This window comes from Krasilnikoviella flava (assembly GCF_900167525.1).
Lineage (GTDB): Bacteria > Actinomycetota > Actinomycetes > Actinomycetales > Cellulomonadaceae > Isoptericola > Isoptericola flavus.
In genome coordinates this window covers 458,215-474,081 of record NZ_FUZQ01000001.1, presented here as the reverse complement: position 1 = coordinate 474,081, position 15,867 = coordinate 458,215, and the positions used below count along the sequence as shown (strand labels likewise).

The 15,867-nt window shown below is 76.0% G+C and carries 12 protein-coding genes; 8 read left to right on the top strand and 4 right to left on the bottom strand.

What is annotated here, in order from left to right; genetic code table 11:
• The first annotated feature begins 1 nt into the window (after position 1).
• Positions 2-982: a hypothetical protein gene (locus B5Y66_RS01915; RefSeq protein ID WP_079570203.1), complete on the top strand. Its 981-nt coding sequence runs from the start codon at positions 2-4 to the stop codon at positions 980-982.
• Here B5Y66_RS01915 and B5Y66_RS01910 read toward each other — a convergent pair.
• The gene (locus B5Y66_RS01910) at positions 913-2,802 is read right to left on the bottom strand and encodes an ABC transporter ATP-binding protein (RefSeq protein ID WP_245806864.1); all 1,890 of its coding nucleotides are present in this window, start codon (positions 2,800-2,802) and stop codon (positions 913-915) included. The two genes, B5Y66_RS01915 and B5Y66_RS01910, sit on opposite strands and share 70 nt — an antisense overlap.
• A 138-nt stretch (positions 2,803-2,940) precedes the next feature.
• On the opposite strand from B5Y66_RS01910, the gene B5Y66_RS01905 reads away from it, so the two are divergent.
• Positions 2,941-4,116, top strand: coding sequence for a nucleotidyltransferase domain-containing protein (locus B5Y66_RS01905; protein ID WP_079570200.1), 1,176 nt, complete (start codon positions 2,941-2,943; stop codon positions 4,114-4,116).
• Here B5Y66_RS01905 and B5Y66_RS01900 read toward each other — a convergent pair.
• Together B5Y66_RS01900 and lhgO are read right to left on the bottom strand one after the other, a co-directional pair.
• Positions 4,083-4,724: a phosphatase PAP2 family protein gene (locus B5Y66_RS01900; protein ID WP_079570198.1), complete on the bottom strand. Its 642-nt coding sequence runs from the start codon at positions 4,722-4,724 to the stop codon at positions 4,083-4,085. The genes B5Y66_RS01905 and B5Y66_RS01900 overlap by 34 nt on opposite strands.
• Positions 4,725-4,746: 22 nt before the next feature.
• On the bottom strand, positions 4,747-5,988 hold the full coding sequence (gene lhgO / locus B5Y66_RS01895) for an L-2-hydroxyglutarate oxidase (protein ID WP_407656366.1): 1,242 nt from the start codon (positions 5,986-5,988) through the stop codon (positions 4,747-4,749).
• A 221-nt stretch (positions 5,989-6,209) separates the two neighbouring features.
• On the opposite strand from lhgO, the gene B5Y66_RS22840 reads away from it, so the two are divergent.
• The 4 genes from B5Y66_RS22840 (at position 6,210) to mfd (ending at position 12,803) form a co-directional block, all read left to right on the top strand.
• Positions 6,210-6,878 (top strand): DUF4190 domain-containing protein, encoded by a 669-nt coding sequence (locus B5Y66_RS22840; RefSeq protein ID WP_079570193.1) that lies wholly within the window; start codon positions 6,210-6,212, stop codon positions 6,876-6,878.
• Between the two features lie 95 nt (positions 6,879-6,973).
• Entirely contained in the window at positions 6,974-7,600 is a 627-nt protein-coding gene (locus tag B5Y66_RS01885; protein WP_079570191.1) for a DUF4190 domain-containing protein, read from the top strand.
• A 187-nt stretch (positions 7,601-7,787) separates the two neighbouring features.
• Positions 7,788-8,786, top strand: a complete 999-nt coding sequence (locus tag B5Y66_RS01880; protein WP_079570188.1) for a DUF4190 domain-containing protein — start codon at positions 7,788-7,790, stop codon at positions 8,784-8,786.
• A gap of 387 nt (positions 8,787-9,173) precedes the next feature.
• A complete protein-coding gene (mfd, locus tag B5Y66_RS01875; RefSeq protein WP_079570186.1) occupies positions 9,174-12,803 on the top strand; it encodes a transcription-repair coupling factor in 3,630 nt (1,209 codons plus the stop codon).
• An 18-nt stretch (positions 12,804-12,821) separates the two neighbouring features.
• On the opposite strand, the gene B5Y66_RS01870 is transcribed toward mfd, so the two are convergent.
• Complete coding sequence (locus B5Y66_RS01870; RefSeq protein WP_079570184.1) at positions 12,822-13,256, bottom strand: TIGR03618 family F420-dependent PPOX class oxidoreductase; 435 nt, start codon at positions 13,254-13,256, stop codon at positions 12,822-12,824.
• 172 nt (positions 13,257-13,428) lie between these two features.
• Between B5Y66_RS01870 and B5Y66_RS01865 the strand changes: the two genes are divergently transcribed.
• The gene (locus B5Y66_RS01865) at positions 13,429-14,859 is read left to right on the top strand and encodes a hypothetical protein (RefSeq protein ID WP_079570182.1); all 1,431 of its coding nucleotides are present in this window, start codon (positions 13,429-13,431) and stop codon (positions 14,857-14,859) included.
• Positions 14,860-14,923: 64 nt separating this feature from the next.
• On the top strand, positions 14,924-15,847 hold the full coding sequence (locus tag B5Y66_RS01860; RefSeq protein ID WP_079570179.1) for an aminoglycoside phosphotransferase family protein: 924 nt from the start codon (positions 14,924-14,926) through the stop codon (positions 15,845-15,847).
• The last annotated feature ends 20 nt before the right edge of the window (positions 15,848-15,867 follow it).

Below are 15,867 nucleotides of genomic sequence, written 5' to 3'. Positions count from 1 at the left end.
CGTGACGGACCGCCAACAGCTCTACGGCCTCGTGGTCGAGGCGCCCTTCGACCTGCACCAGGACCGGGCGGACGCGGGCGCTGCCCGGGCCGACGTCGTGGTCGCCGCCGGGCCTGGCACGGACCAGCGCACGACTCCCGGCGGGAGGCCGGTCCTGCACCACGAGCTGGCCGGGGACCCCTGGTACAGCGCCTGGGACCTGGGCGCCGACGGCTATCTGCTGCGCTTCCACGACGCGTGCGACTTCGAGGTGTCGGCCGACCTGCGGGACGTCGTGCTGCGGGAGGCCGGCGGTGTCGACCCGGGCCTGAGCCGGGTGCTCACCACCGGCGGCATGCTCGCCTTCCAACTGTACCTGCGGGGCGAGGCCGTGCTGCACGCGAGCGCGGTCGAGGACGACGACGGTGTGGTCGCGTTCGTCGGCTACTCGGGCATGGGCAAGTCGACGATGGCGACGCTGCTGTGCGCGGAGGGGGCCGCCCTCGTCACCGACGACGTGCTGCGCCTGGACCGCACCGACGACGGCTTCGCGGCCCGGCTGGGGGCCACGGAGGTGCGGCTGCGCAAGGGCGCCGACACGCTGGCCGGGCGGTTCGCCGGGCGGGCCCCCGGGCACCGCGTGAGCGCCGACGCCCGGCACGTGCTGCAGCTCGGCGCGGGCGCGCGCGACCGCCGCCCGCTGCGCGCGATCGTCGTGCCGCAGCCCGACAGGGACGGCGGGGAGCTCGTCGTGCGCCGGCGGACCGGCACGGCGGCGCTCCTCGAGCTGCTGCACTACCCCCGGCTGCACGGCTGGCTGGACGAGCGCGTGCAGAGCGTCCACCTGCGCCACCTCGCCGACGTCGCCCGCGCCGTCCCCGTGCTGGTGGCGGACGTCCCGTGGGGGCCGCCGTTCGCGCCGGGGCTGGGCGCTCAGGTCGTCCGGTCGGTGGCCGAGGCCTCGGCGCGCCCGTTGGTCGGTGCCGACGCGCCGTCCAGGTAGGACCGGGCCTGGACCGTGAACATCTCCGCGTAGGCGCCGTCGAGCGCCATCAGCTCGTCGTGGGAGCCCTGCTCCACCACGGCGCCGTCGTCGAGCACCACGATGCGGTCCGCCGACCGCACGGTCGAGAAGCGGTGCGACACGAAGAGCGCCGTCCGCCCGTCGAGCGTGGCCCGCAGCGACGAGAACAGGTCGTGCTCCGCCAGCGGGTCCATGGCGGCGGTCGGCTCGTCGAGGATGACGAGCGCCGCGTCCCGGTAGAACGCGCGGGCGATCGCGACGCGCTGCCACTGGCCGCCGGAGAGCTCGGTGCCGCCGGGGAACATGCGCGACAGCCGTGACTCGTACCCGTCGGGAAGGCCGGCGAGGGCGTCGTCCACCCCCGAGACCCGGGCCGAGCGCCGCACCCGCTTGTGGTCGACCGGGACGTCGGTCCGGCCGAGGGCGATGTTCCACGTGGCCGTGTAGGCGTAGTGGACGAAGTCCTGGAAGATCACCGCCACCTGGGACCGCACGGCCGCGCCGCGCATCCCGGCCAGCGGCCGGTCGCCCCACAGGACGGTGCCCGACGTCGGCTCGTACAGGCCGGCGAGGAGCTTGGCGAGGGTGGTCTTGCCGGAGCCGTTGGCGCCCACGAGGGCGACGACCTCGCCGGGGCGCAGCGCGAGGTCCACGTCGCGCAGCGCCGGGCGCCGGGAGCCCGGATAGGTGAAGGAGACGCCATGGGCGAAGACGCCGGGGAACGCGGCCGGCGGCTCCTCGCTCCCGTCGGCGGCGCGCGCCGCAGCCCGCCCGTCGGTGAGGAACGCGTGCACGTCGTCCAGGAACAGCCCCGACTCGAAGATCTGCTGGACGCCGCCGAAGATGCCCTGGATCTGCCCCTGGAGCATCCGGACCGCGACGACGGCGGCCCCCGCCTCGGAGAACGTCACCTCGCCGCGCGTGATGAGCCAGGCCAGCACCAGCAGCACGCCCGCGAGCACCACGGCCGCGGCGAGGTTGCCCACGCCGTTCGTCAGCGCCCGGCGCCGCACGTGGCGGGCCAGGTCGGCCAGGTAGGTGCCGTACAGCTCGCGGTAGCGCGCCTGCAGCCACGGGGCCGACTGGAAGGCGCGGATCTCCTTGGCCTCGTCCCGGCTGCTCTGCACGTAGTTGGTGTAGATGCGCTCGCGCTCGTTGGTCGTCTGCGCCACCCTGAACGCGAACTCCAGCCTGCCCTCGCGCCGGCCCGTGACCAGCAGCGGCAGGCCGCCGAGCGCGAGCAGGGGGAGCAGCACGGGGTGCAGCGCGACCAGCGCCGCGCCCACGCCGACCGTGGCGATCGACGACCCCAGCAGGTCGAACATCCCCTGCGTCACCTGGAAGGGACGCGAGAGCGCGTTGACGCGGACCCGCTGCAGCCGGTCGTAGAACGTGGCCGACTCGAAGTGCTCGAGCGGCACGCTCGTCGCGACCTCCTGCACCTCCTCGGCCATCAGCCGCGCGACGTGCTCGCCGAGCACCCGGCGCGCCGACGCCTGGAGGCCGCCCGCGACCGTGGCCAGGCCGGTCAGCGCGGCGAGGGCGAGGACCGGCCCGGTGACCGACGCGAGCCCGCCCGACCCCTCGGCCAGCCCGAGCAGCACGTCGAGCAGCGCGGAGACGACCAGCACCTGGCCGGCCAGCGCCCCCGCGACGAGCACCTGGAGCGCCAGCATCGTGAGGAACAAGGGCCGGCTCGCCTGCCAGGACACCCGCAGCGACCCGCCGAGCAGCCGCAGCAGGCGGCGCCCCCGCCGCCCGTCGCTCTCGGGCGTGCCACCCGCCGCGCTGTCTGCCACTGACCGCTCCGTCCTGTGCCGGGGCTCGGCCCGGCCTCACACACGCTAGCCGCGCAGGGGCGGCCGGAGGACGGTCCGGCCGAGAATTCGCCCGCTGCCGACGCCCCACGGTTGCCCGGCGCTCCCTATCCTGCCGGGATGGGGGCACGACCGACGGTGCGCCGCCCGCTGGCGCAGATCCTGCTCGACTCCGTCGCGCCCGCGGGCCGTGCGTCGACCGGGTCGTCGTCCGGATCGCTCGACGGCATCCGGCTCGAGCACCTGGCCGACGCCGCCCAGGACCACCGCGTCCTGCCCGCCGTGGCGAAGCACGTCGCGGGCCGCCCGGACTGCCCGGAGCGGTGGCGAGCGCCGCTGCGCCGCGCGCGCGACGAGCAGGTGGTGCGCCACCTGGGCGCGCTCGCCGAGCTCGCCGTCCTGGGCGCGGCGCTCGACCGCGCCGGCGTGCCGTGGGTGGTCGCCAAGGGGCCGACGGCCGCCGCGCTCTGGCCCGCGCCGGACATGCGGGAGTACTACGACCTCGACCTGTACGTGCCGCGGGCCGGCTTCCGGGCGGCGGTCGAGGCGCTGGATGCGGCAGGCTGCACGGGCGTCGACCGCAACTGGCCCCTCATGGTGCGCGAGCGGCGCGCGGAGTACGCGATGCGCGGGCCCCTCGGCGTCCACCTCGACCTGCACTGGGACTTCGCCGTGCCGCACGCGCTGCGGCGCAGCTTCCGCACCGACCCCGAGGCGATGATCGCCAGGCGCCGCACGGTGGCGCTGGGTGGCGGACGGGTCGTCCCGACGTTCGACCCGGTCGACTCGGTGCTCGTGCTGGCGTTCCACGCCGCGCAGGCGGGCGCCGGGCGGCTCCTGTGGCTCGTGGACGTCGCCGCCGCCGTCGCGGCGTGCGACGGGGCGCGGCAGGAGATCGGCCCGCGTGCCCGAGCCATGCGGATCGAGGCGCCGGTGGCGCTCGTCGTCGACCGCGCCGCGCGGGTGCTCGGCGGCCACGGCGAGGAGTCGCTCGGCGGCACGGGGCTGCGGGTGCCGACCGTGCTGCGGGGCGCCGCCGCCGCGCTGGACCGCCGCCGCGGCTTCCCCGACCTGCCCGGCGACCCGCACCGCGGCGGCCGGCTCTACGCCGGTGCCCGGCCGCGGGCGTGGGGGACGACGACGGCGCTGGTGGGGCACGCCGTCGCGCAGCGCCGGATCGACCGTGCGCTCCGGCGCGGGCTGCCCGACGCCGGGGAGAAGGCGCTGCGCCTCGACGTCCCGGACGAGCGGGCCCGGGAGGGCTACCTCCGGTTCGTCGACTCGGGCGTCGGCTGACCGTCCCGGGAGCCCGGTCGGCTCGCGGGGACCGCCCAGGGCGCGACGATCCCCACCAGGAGCAGCGCCCCCACGACGTCGCTCGGCCGGTGGGCCTGGGTCGCGACGTTGGCCCAGGCGGCCAGGAGCACGGAGGTCGCGAGCGCCGCCGTCGCCCACCCGCCCGGGCGGCGGCCGAGCAGGAGCACCACGGCGACGCACGTGGCCGCGAGCGTCGCCGTGTGGGCGCTCGGGAAGGTGTTGTGGAGGTAGCCGTGGGCTCCCAGGAAGGGCCGGGGCAGGACGATGTCCCGCAGCACGGTCGCGAGGCCCAGGACGACGAGCGGGAGGCCGGCGACGACCAGGGCGCGCCCGCCCGCGCGCCGCCGCACCGCCGCGACGAGGGCCGCCACGAGGACGCCCGCCGCGGCGACGGGCAGCAGCGCGCGCACGAGGCGCGCGGTCCCGGCGAGGAGCGGCTCGGGGGCGGTCAGGAGCGCGAGGCCCGCGACGTCCGCGCGCTGACCCGGCTCGGTCAGCACCGCCAGCGCGAAGAGGGCGACGAACAGGCCGGCCGACGCGGCGGACACGGCGAGCACGACCGGGCCGCGGCGTCGCCTTTCGGTCATCCGGCCCGCCGCCCCGGGGGCGTCACCCGGTGGCCGCCATCGTGCGGTCCAGCTCGGCCTCGACGTGCCGCGCGATCTCCAGCGACGCGGTGGCGGCGGGCGACGGCGCGTTGACGACGTGCACCTGGCGGGGCGCGGTGCGGACGAGGAAGTCGTCGACCAGCGAGCCGTCGCGGTGCAGCGCCTGCGCGCGCACGCCGGCGGGGGCGGGGTGCAGGTCGTCCGCGGTCGTGCCGGGCAGGAGCCGCGCCACGGACGCGGCGAACAGGGTGCGCGACACCGACCGGGCCACCTCCGCGGCGCCCGGGACGAGGTGGCGCCCGGCCAGCCGCCACAGGCCGGGCCACGCGGCGGCGTCGACGACGTCGCGCCACGCGACGTCGCGCCGCCGGTAGCCCTCGCGGGCGAGAGCGAGGACGGCGTTGGGCCCGGCGTGCACCTCGCCGTGCACGCCGCGCGTGAGGTGCACGCCCAGGAACGGGAAGCGCGGGTCGGGCACCGGGTACACGAGGCCGCGCACGCGGTCGGCGGCGCGGGGCGCGAGGTCGAAGTACTCGCCCCGGAACGGCACGATGCGCGCGCCGGGGTCGACGCCGCACGCCAGCGCCAGCCGGTCGGCGTGCAGCCCGCCACACACCACGAGGGCGTCGGCGACGAGCTCGTGCACCGTGCCGGTGCCGACCTCCTCGACGTCGACCCGGACCTGCGTGCCGACCACCCGGGCGCCGCGCAGCGCGCGGCCGAGCAGCACCGTGCCGCCGGCGTCGCCGACCTGCCGGGCGAGGACCGCGCACACGGCGCGGTAGTCGACGACGCCCGTGGTCTCGACGCGCAGCGCGCCCACGCAGGCGATGTCCGGCTCGTGCTCCCGGGCCTCGACCGGGTCGAGCTCGCGCACCGGCACGCCGTTGGCGGTGCCGCGCTCGGCGAGCGTGCGCAGCCGGTCGCGTTCGCCGGCGTCGGTGGCCACCACGAGCTTTCCGGTGGTGGCGACGGGCACACCGTGCTCGGCGGCGAACTGCGTCATGGAGGCGGCCCCCGCGGTGCCGAGCCGGGCCTTGAGGCTGCCGGGCGCGTAGTACAGGCCGGAGTGGATGACGCCGGAGTTGCGGCCCGTCTGGTGACAGGCGAGCTCCGGCTCCTTCTCCAGCACGACGACGTCGTCACCGCGGCGCGCGAGGCGCGCCGCGGTCGCGAGCCCGATGATGCCGCCCCCCACCACGACGACGCGCACGATCCCTCCCCGGGTCCGGTGGCGGACCAGGTCCCTGGCCCGGTCCGCCGCCCTTCACGATGCCGCACCACGGGCCCGTCGTGGAACATCGGGCGGGGTGAACGACCGGGTGAGAAGCGCCCCGCGCCCCGCGTGTCGCCCCGGACCGGGTGAAGTTCCGTGCGCTGCTTGCCCCGGGCAGCCCGGCGGTGCGAATCTTCGGCGTCGACGCGGCCGGCCCGGGCCGTGCGCGGACCGGGAGGACGGTGGCGATGGCCCACGACGACGGCGGCACGCGGCAGCAGGCGGCGCCGGACCCGTTCGCCCCGCCCCACGCGTCTCCGGCCTCCGGCGCATCCGCCCCTGCGTCGACTCCCGACGCCGCGATGCCGTATGCCTCGTCGCCTGACGCCTCGACGCCGTACGCCTCGACCTCGTATGCCTCGACGCCGTACGCCTCGACGCCGTACGCGTCCGTTCCGCAGGCGCCGGCCGGCGGGACGGACGGCGTATCGATCGCGGCCCTGGTCACGGGGGTGCTGTTCCTGGGCGTGGTGCCGTTGGTGCTCGGCATCGTGGGGCTCGCACGCGTGCGGCGCAGCGGACGGCCAGGGGCGGGGCTGGCGGTGGCGGGCATCGTGCTGGGCGCGCTCTCGACCGTGGGCTGGGTGGTGGGCGTCGTCCTCCTCGGGGTCGCGGTGGACGTGCTCGAGGATGAGGGCGTGCTCGACGACCTGGGCACCGGCCTGTCCCGCGCGACGGCGACGGAGTACGGCGACGACCCGTACCTGGACGGCCTCTACGACGACTGCGCGGGGGGCGACGACACCGCGTGCGACGACCTGTACTGGGAGTCGGGCGCAGGCACGGCGTACGAGGAGTTCGCCCTGAGCTGCGGCGGGCGCGAGGACCGGTGCCTCGTCGTGATCGGCGAGGAGTAGGTCGGCCGTCCCCGCCCCTGCGGCGGCGTCCTCCGGCATAGTGGGAGGAACGGGGCGGCCGGGTCCGGCCGTCGCGCCGACGAGGAGGAACGGCCATGAGCCAGGACGACGGCACGCAGCCGAACCCGTACGAGCCGCGACCCGACGCCCCCGGGCCCGACACCCCCAGGGCGGACGGGCCGTCCGGCGGCTCGGAGCCGCCGGCGTCGCCGGACCCGTACCGGCAGCCCACGCCTTCCGAGCCCACGCCCCCCGAGCCCACGCCGCAGCCGGGTGCCGTGCCGCAACCGGGCCCGTCCGAGCAGCCCGGATACCCGCAGCCCGGATACCCGCAGCCCGCGCCGCAGGCCGGCGACCCGGGCCAGCAGTACGCGCAGCAGGGATACCCGCAGCAGCCGTATCCCCAGTCCTCCCCGCAGCAGCCCTACGCCCAGCCCTATGCGCCGTCGGCGGGCACGGACGGCTGGGCGATCGCGGCGCTGGTGACCGGCATCCTCGGCCTGGCGGTCGTGCCGATCGTGCTGGGGATCATCAGCCTCTCGCGGATCAACCGCACGGGGCAGCAGGGCAAGGGCATGGCGATCGCCGGCATCGTGCTGGGCGGAGTGGGCGTCGTCGTGTGGGTCCTGGTCATCATCTTCACGGTCGTGCTGGTCAGCCAGCTCGATCCGAGCGACTTCGAGTCGTTCGACACGTCGATGGCCCTCCTGCTCTCGCAGTAGGCGACGGTTCGTCGGCCGGCGCTCCACCCGCACAGGTGAGGGTGCCGGCCGACGGTCGTGTGGGGGTCCGGCGAAGACGCCGGCCACGGGGTCGGCCACGGCCGCGGGGGTGGGTAGCATCGCGGCTCGGACGGCACGCCGGACCGTCCGGGACGCCGAGGCCGACGACGAGCCGACCAGGAGGACCATGAGTCACCCGCGCGGGTACGACCCCCACGACGCACCGCCCACCCAGGTGTTCACGCCGCAGGAGGACGGCACCACCGTGCTGCCCCCGACCCAGGCGATCCCGCCAGGGTCCGGCGAGAGCACGACGGTGCTGCCGGCCGCGCAGGGATACACCGGGTACGACGACGGCACGGCGGTGCTGCCGGCGGCGCAGGCGTACGGCGGGTACGACGACGGCACGGCGGTGCTGCCGAACGCGGCGCCGCCGCGGCGCACCACCTCGCGGCCGGTCGCATCGCTGTCGGCGCCGGGACAGGCTGCCACGACGCCCGCCCCGCACGCGCCGGCCGCCCGCACGGCGGCGCCGTCCCCCGTCGCGGCGCCGGCCCCGCAGCACACCGCGCAGCCGCCCGCGCAGCGCGCCGCGGCCCCGTCGCCGTGGGGCGCGGCGCCCGCTCAAGGCGCGCCGGCCGGTCCGGGCCGGGCCGCGCCGGAGCCCGCCGGCCGCGGCACGGAGCCCACGGCGGTGGCGGCACTGCTCACCGGCATCGTCGGGTTCGTCGTGCCCCTGCTGGGGGTCCTCGCGATCATCCTGGGCGGGATCGGCCTGGACCGGACCCGCCGCCGGCGCACGGGCGGCCGCGGCATGGCGAAGACCGGCATCGCGTTCGGGTCGATCCAGGTGGTGTTCACCGCGATCGTGGTGATCGCCGGGCTCTGGCTCTGGAACGCCTACGGCGACGACATCCAGCAGGCGCTGGACGAGGCCGAGCAGCTCACGCAGACGGACCTGTCCGTCCCCGACCTGCTGCTCGGCGGCCTCACCGGAGACCTCTCCTTCGGCGACCTGCAGGACCTCGCCGGCACGCTCGGCGACGCGGACCAGCTCCAGGAGCTCGGCGGCCAGTGCCAGGCCGGCGACCCGACGTCCTGCGAGGACCTCCTGAGCCGCCTGCCCGACGGTATCCGCGACCAGCTCCCCGAGGACCTGCGCGGCCAGCTCCCGTCGGGCAGCTGACCGCCGAGGTAGTCCAGATCCCCGCGAGGTAGTTCCCCCCTCGCCGAGGTAGTGGTCCAGTCCACTACCTCGGCGCGACCTGGACTACCTCACGGGGATCTGGACTACCTCACGGGGGTCCGAACTACCTCGACGAGGGGGGAACTACCTCGCGGGGCGGCGTCGGACGGTCGGCGTAGTCTGGTGCGGCACGCCCGGCAACTCGCCGGTCGCACGGTTCCCCGCCACGACGCACGGTCGAGGACGCCGCTCCACAGCGGCGCGTCGCCCGGCGTCCACGGCCCCCGGAGCCCTGTGCGTCCCGGGGAGAGCTGGGCCTGTCGTCGTGCCCGCACACCGGGCCCCGTCCCGACCGCACCGTGCCGCAGACCCCGCCCGAAGGACCCTATGAACCTCACCGGCATCGTCCCCGCCCTCCTCGCCGACCCCGGAGCCGCCGCCGCGCTCGAGCACGTGCCGGCGCGGGGGTTCGCCGACGTCGTCGGGCCGGTCGGCGTACGCGCACCGCTGCTGGCCGCCGCGGCCGAGCGTCGCCCGCTGGTCGTCGTCACCGCGACCGGGCGGGAGGCCGACGAGCTCGCCGCGTCCGTGCGCGCGTACCTGCCCGACGACCGGGCGGACGACGTCGCCGTCCTGCCCTCGTGGGAGACGCTGCCGCACGAGCGGCTCTCGCCGCGCGCCGACACGGTCGCCAAGCGGCTCGCCGTGTTCCGCCGGCTGGCGCACCCGGACCCCGAGCCCGGCCAGACGGGCCCGATCCGGCTGCTCGTCATGCCGGCCCGCGCGCTGCTGCAGCCGGTGGTCGAGGGCCTGGGCGAGCTGGTGCCCGTCGAGCTGCACACCGGCACGACGGCGGACCTCACCGAGGTGGGCGACCGTCTGGTCGCCGCCGCGTACACGCGGGTGGACATGGTGGAGCGGCGCGGCGAGTTCGCCGTCCGCGGCGGCATCCTCGACGTCTTCCCGCCCACCGAGGACCACCCGCTGCGCATCGAGTTCTGGGGCGACGAGGTCACGGAGATCCGGTGGTTCGCCGTCGCCGACCAGCGCTCGCTGGAGATCGCGGAGCACGGGCTGTGGGCGCCGCCGTGCCGCGAGATCCTGCTCACCGACGCGGTGCGGAAGCGTGCCGCGGGCCTGATCGAGCGGCTGCCGGGCGCGATCGAGATGCTCGACAAGCTCGCGGCCGGCGTCGCCGTCGAGGGCATGGAGTCCCTGGCGCCCGCGCTCGTGGACCGGATGGTGCCGGTGCTGGAGCTCGTGCCCGACGACGCGCTGCTCGTCATCGACGAGCCCGAGCGGGTCCGTCGTCGTGCGCACGACCTCGTCGCCACCACCGAGGAGTTCCTCGCCGCCGCGTGGACGGGCGCCGTGGCGGGCGGCGCGGCCCCGATCGACCTGTCCGCGGCGTCGTTCGAGACGTTCGCCGAGGTGCGTGACGTCGCCGCACGCCGCGGGCTGGGCTGGTGGACGCTGTCGTCGTTCGGCCTCGACGCGCCCACCGCGGACGGGTCCGACGACGGGGCCGCGGGCACCGCCGTCGCGCCGACGTCCGAGGTGGACGGCGTCACGACCTTCACGGTGGGCGCGCGCGACGTCGAGTCGTACCGCGGCGACCTGCAGCGTGCGCTGGACGACGTGCAGACGCTGCAGAAGGCCGGCTGGCGCCTCGTGCTCACCACGGAGGGGCACGGCCCGGCCAAGCGCATGGTCGAGCAGCTCTCGGCCGTGGACACGGCGGCCCGGCTGGTCGCCGAGCTGGGGGAGGAGCCCGAGGGCGGCGTCGTCCTCGTCGCCCCCGCGCTGGTGGGCAAGGGCTTTGTCGCCACGGACCTGCAGCTCGCGGTGTTCAGCGAGTCGGACCTCACCGGGCGCCAGGGCTCCACGACCCGCGACATGCGCAAGATGCCGAGCCGCCGGCGCAACGTCGTCGACCCGCTGCAGCTGCGCGGCGGCGACTACGTGGTGCACGAGCAGCACGGCGTGGGCCGGTTCGTCGAGATGGTGCAACGCACGCTCGGCGCGGGCGCGAACGCGGCGACGCGCGAGTACCTGGTCATCGAGTACGCGTCGTCCAAGCGGGGCCAGCCCGGCGACCGGCTCTTCGTGCCGACGGACCAGCTCGACCAGGTCACGAAGTACACGGGCGGCGAGTCGCCGTCGCTGTCGAAGATGGGCGGCGCGGACTGGAAGAACACCAAGGCGCGCGCCCGCAAGCACGTCAAGGAGATCGCGGGCGAGCTGATCCGCCTCTACTCGGCGCGCATGGCCACGCAGGGGCACGCCTTCGGGCCGGACACGCCCTGGCAGCGCGAGCTGGAGGACGCGTTCGCGTACGTCGAGACACCCGACCAGCTCGTCACGATCGACGAGGTCAAGGCCGACATGGAGAAGGCGGTGCCGATGGACCGCCTGGTGTGCGGCGACGTCGGCTACGGCAAGACGGAGATCGCGATCCGCGCCGCGTTCAAGGCGGTGCAGGACGGCAAGCAGGTGGCCATCCTGGTGCCCACCACGCTGCTGGTGCAGCAGCACTTCGACACGTTCTCCGAGCGGTACGCCGGCTTCCCCGTCACGGTCCGCGCGCTGTCGCGGTTCCAGACCGACAAGGAGTCGGCCGAGACGGTCGAGGGGCTCGGCAAGGGCACGGTCGACATCGTCATCGGTACCCACCGCCTGCTCACCGGGTCGGTGCGGTTCAAGGACCTGGGCCTGGTCATCGTGGACGAGGAGCAGCGGTTCGGCGTCGAGCACAAGGAGACGCTCAAGCAGCTGCGCACCAACGTGGACGTGCTGGCCATGTCGGCCACCCCGATCCCGCGCACGCTGGAGATGGCGGTGACCGGCATCCGCGAGATGTCGACCCTCGCCACCCCGCCGGAGGAGCGCCACCCCGTGCTCACGTACGTCGGCGCGTACGAGGAGAAGCAGATCGGCGCGGCGCTGCGCCGCGAGCTGCTGCGCGAGGGCCAGGTCTTCTACGTGCACAACAAGGTGGAGACCATCCAGAAGACGGCGTCGCGGCTGGCGGAGCTCGTCCCCGAGGCCCGCATCGGCGTGGCGCACGGCAAGATGAGCGAGCACCAGCTGGACCAGGTGATCCGCGCCTTCTGGGAGAAGGAGCTGGACGTGCTGGTCTGCACGACGATCATCGAGACCGGCCTGGACATCTCCAACGCCAACACCCTGATCCTGGAGCGCGCGGACGTGCTCGGCCTGTCGCAGCTGCACCAGCTGCGCGGCCGCGTGGGCCGCGGGCGGGAGCGCGCGTACGCCTACTTCCTGTACCCGCCGGAGCGGCCGCTCACCGACACGGCGCACGACCGCCTGGCGACGATGGCCGCGCACACCGACCTGGGCGCGGGCATGCAGATCGCGATGAAGGACCTGGAGATCCGCGGCGCCGGCAACCTGCTGGGCGGCGAGCAGTCGGGCCACATCGCGGGCGTCGGCTTCGACCTGTACGTGCGCATGGTCGGCGAGGCCGTGGCCGCGTTCCGCGGGGAGCGCGAGGAGGAGCAGCCCGAGGTCACCATCGAGCTGCCCGTGGACGCGCACCTGCCCGAGTCGTACATCGCGACCGAGCGGCTGCGGCTCGAGGCGTACAAGAAGATCGCCGCGGCGCAGGACGCGGCCGACCTCGCTGAGGTGCGGGCCGAGCTGGTCGACCGCTACGGCACGCTGCCCGACGTCGCCTCCGCACTGTTCGAGGTGGCGGACTTCCGCAACCACGCACGCCGGGCCGGGCTCGCCGACGTCACCGCACAGGGCAAGTTCGTCCGGTTCGCGCCGGTGGACCTGGCGGAGTCGGCACAGCTGCGCCTCAAGCGGTTGTACCCGGGCACGATCCTCAAGCCCGCGATCCGCGCGTTCCTCGTGCCGTTCCCGACGACGGCGCGCATCGGTGGACGTCCCCTGCGCGGCGCCGAGGTGCTCACCTGGGCGCGGCAGCTCATCGACGCGGTCGTGCTGGGGGAGGTGTCCGCGGCGGCGAGCGTCGGCACGGGCGGTCGCTGACCGCCGCCCGGCGGGCCGTCAGCGGAACGACTGCGCGATCGCGTGCTCGACGTCGACGAGGAACGCGATGCGGTCCTCGCCGCGCGGGTAGTCGGCGCCGGTGTACCCGTGGGAGATCCGGTCGACGACGGCCCAGCCGGTGTCACCGAGGAGCACGCGGTCCACGCGGCCGCGCAGCATCGCCATCTCCCACGGGCGCTCGGTGTGCGCCACCGAGATCGCGACGCGCGGGTCGCGGTCGACGTTGCGCGCCTTCTGCGAGCGTGGGCCGGTGAGGAACGCGAGCCGGGCGCCCTCCCACGCCACCCACAGCGGCACGCTGTGCGGCGAGCCGTCCGGCAGCAGCGTCGCGAGGTGCGCGACGTGCGGTTCGGCGACGAGGGTGCGGGCCAGGTCGGGCAGGTGTGCGGGGCCGGGCAGCGGAGCCCGGCCGTCGGTCGGTGCGGTCGTCATGCCAGGGACGACCGGCGTACTCCATGGAACTGATCGCCGGGCGCTTTCACCTCGTTTCGGCAGGTGGGAACGGGCGCGCGTCCCTAGCATGATCCGGAGGGGGCGCCGTGCGGCACGCCCGCGCCGTCCGTGGCGTGGGGTCCCGGGCGACGGGCGACGGACGGAGACCAGGATGAGCGGGACGACCGACGGCGCTGGCAAGGGTGCCGCGCTGCCCTCGGACGCGGCGGCGCGCCTGGCCGCGCTGGAGCGGGAGAACGCCGAGCTGCGCGCGCGGCTCGCAGCCGGCGGCGGCCAACCCGTCGTCGTGGCCGCGGCGCCGGCGCCCGCCGCACCCCGGGAGCGGCGGCACCGCGGCCGGGCCGCGGCCGCCGTCGTGCTCGTCGTCCTGGGCGCGCTGCTCGCACCCGTCGCCGCGGTCGCGGCCTGGGCGGAGCGCACGCTCACCGACACGGACCGGTACGTCGCGACCGTCGGGCCGCTCGCCTCCGACCCCGCGGTCCAGGGCGCCGTCGCCGGCCGCCTCACCGACGTGGTGATGGAGCAGATCGACGTCGACGCCGTCCTCGGCACCGTCGTCGACGGGCTGGAGCAGCGGGGCGTCGGGCCGCGCGCCACCGACGCGCTGACGCAGCTCTCCGGTCCGCTGACCAGCGGCGTCGAGTCGTTCGTGCGCCGCGCCGCGGACAACGTGGTCAGCAGCAGCGCGTTCGAGGACGCGTGGGTGCAGGCCAACCGGGTGGCGCACGAGCAGCTCGTCGCGACGATGCGGGGCGAGGGCGGCGAGCTGTTGCAGATCGGCCAGGACGGCCAGCTCACCATCCAGCTCTCGGGCATGATCGACCTGCTCAAGCAGCGGCTCGTCGACCGGGGCCTCGGGGTCGCGGCGCAGATCCCGGAGGTGAACGCCACGTTCACCCTCATGCAGACGTCGCAGCTGGTGCAGGTGCAGAACCGGTACGCGCAGGTCGTGGCGCTGGGGACGTGGCTCCCGTGGATCTCGCTCGGCCTGCTCGCCGCCGGGGTGCTGGTGGCGCGGCATCGGTCGCGCGCGCTCGTCGTGGCGGGGCTGGCGCTCGCGGCCGGGATGGTGGTGCTCGCCGTGGGGCTGGCGATCGGGCGCGGCGTCTACCTCGACGCGCTCAAGGACGTGGTGCTCCGCCTCGACGCGGCCGAGGTGCTGTTCGACCAGACCGTCTCCTTCCTGCGGGTCACGCTGCGGACGGTCGGCGTGCTCGGGCTGGTGGTCGCGCTCGTCGCGTACCTGGGCGGGGGCAGCGCGTCCGCGCGGTCCCTGCGCGCGGGCGCGGGTCGCGGGTTCACCCGGCTGCGCGAGTACGGCGACCGGCGCGGCGTCTCGACCGGCCCCGTCGGCGAGTGGCTCGGCCGGTACCGCACGCTCGTCCGGGTGGCGGTGATCGCCGTCGCCGCCCTGGTGCTGCTGCTGGCGGGCAGCCCGACGGCGGGGCTCGTCATCGGCACCGCGCTGGTGGCGGGCGTCGTGATCGTGCTGCTGGAGGTGGTAGCGAGGCCGCCCCGGCCCGGCGCCGACACCGACGCCGACGCCGACGAGGCCGTCGACGCGTCGGTGCCGACGTCGTGACGGTTCGGTGAGCGGTCGTGGCGCGGCGCCGGTCCGGCGGTGCGCACCGCTAGCGTGACGCGGCGTGACCACCACCGACGTCGAGATCACCGCCGACCTCGTCCAGGAGCTGCTGCGCGAGCAGCACCCCGACCTCGCCCACCTGCCGGTGCGCCTCGGCGCCCGCGGCTGGGACAACCAGCTGTGGCGGCTGGGGGACGAGTTCGCCGTCCGGCTGCCGTGGGCCACGGACGGCGCGGACGCCCTGCTGCGCAAAGAGCACGCGTGGCTGCCCGGTCTCGCGCCGCACCTCCCGCTGCCGGTGCCCGTGCCGCAGCGGCTCGGCGAGCCGGGTGCGCTGTTCGGCCGGCCGTGGATCGTCACCACCTGGGTGCCCGGGGAGCCCTCTGACCGCGCCCCCGTCACCCGGCCCGAGGCGGCCGACACCCTTGCCGGCTTCCTGACCGCGCTCCACCGGCCGGCCCCCGACGACGCCCCCACGGGCCGAGGCCGGGGCGGCCCGCTGGAGGACCACTCGGCGGGGTTCGAGCAAGGGCTCGCCGAGGCCGCCGGGCGAGGGCTCGTCCCTGACCCCGAGGGGGTCCTCGCCGTCTGGCGCGACGCCCTCGCCGCCCCCGCGTGGGACGGCCCGCGGGTCTGGCTGCACGCCGACCTGCACCCCGCCAACGTGCTCACCGCGGACGGCGGCCTGTGCGGCGTCATCGACTTCGGCGACCTGTGCGCGGGCGACCCGGCCTACGACCTCGCCGGCGCGTGGCGGCTGCTGCCCGACGGCGCCGTCGACCCCTTCCACGCGGCCTACCGCGGCCCGGACGGGCGGGTCGCGGACGAGGCGACCCGCCGCCGCGCCCGCGGGTGGGCTGCCGGCACGGCGCTGGGCGGCCTCCTCGTCGGCGAGGCCGGAGACCACGGGCGTCCGGGCGGCAAGTCCTCGTGGGGCCCGCCCGCCCGCGCGGCGCTTGCCCGCCTCACCGCGACGCTGCCCTGACCCGCGGGGCCGACCCCGAG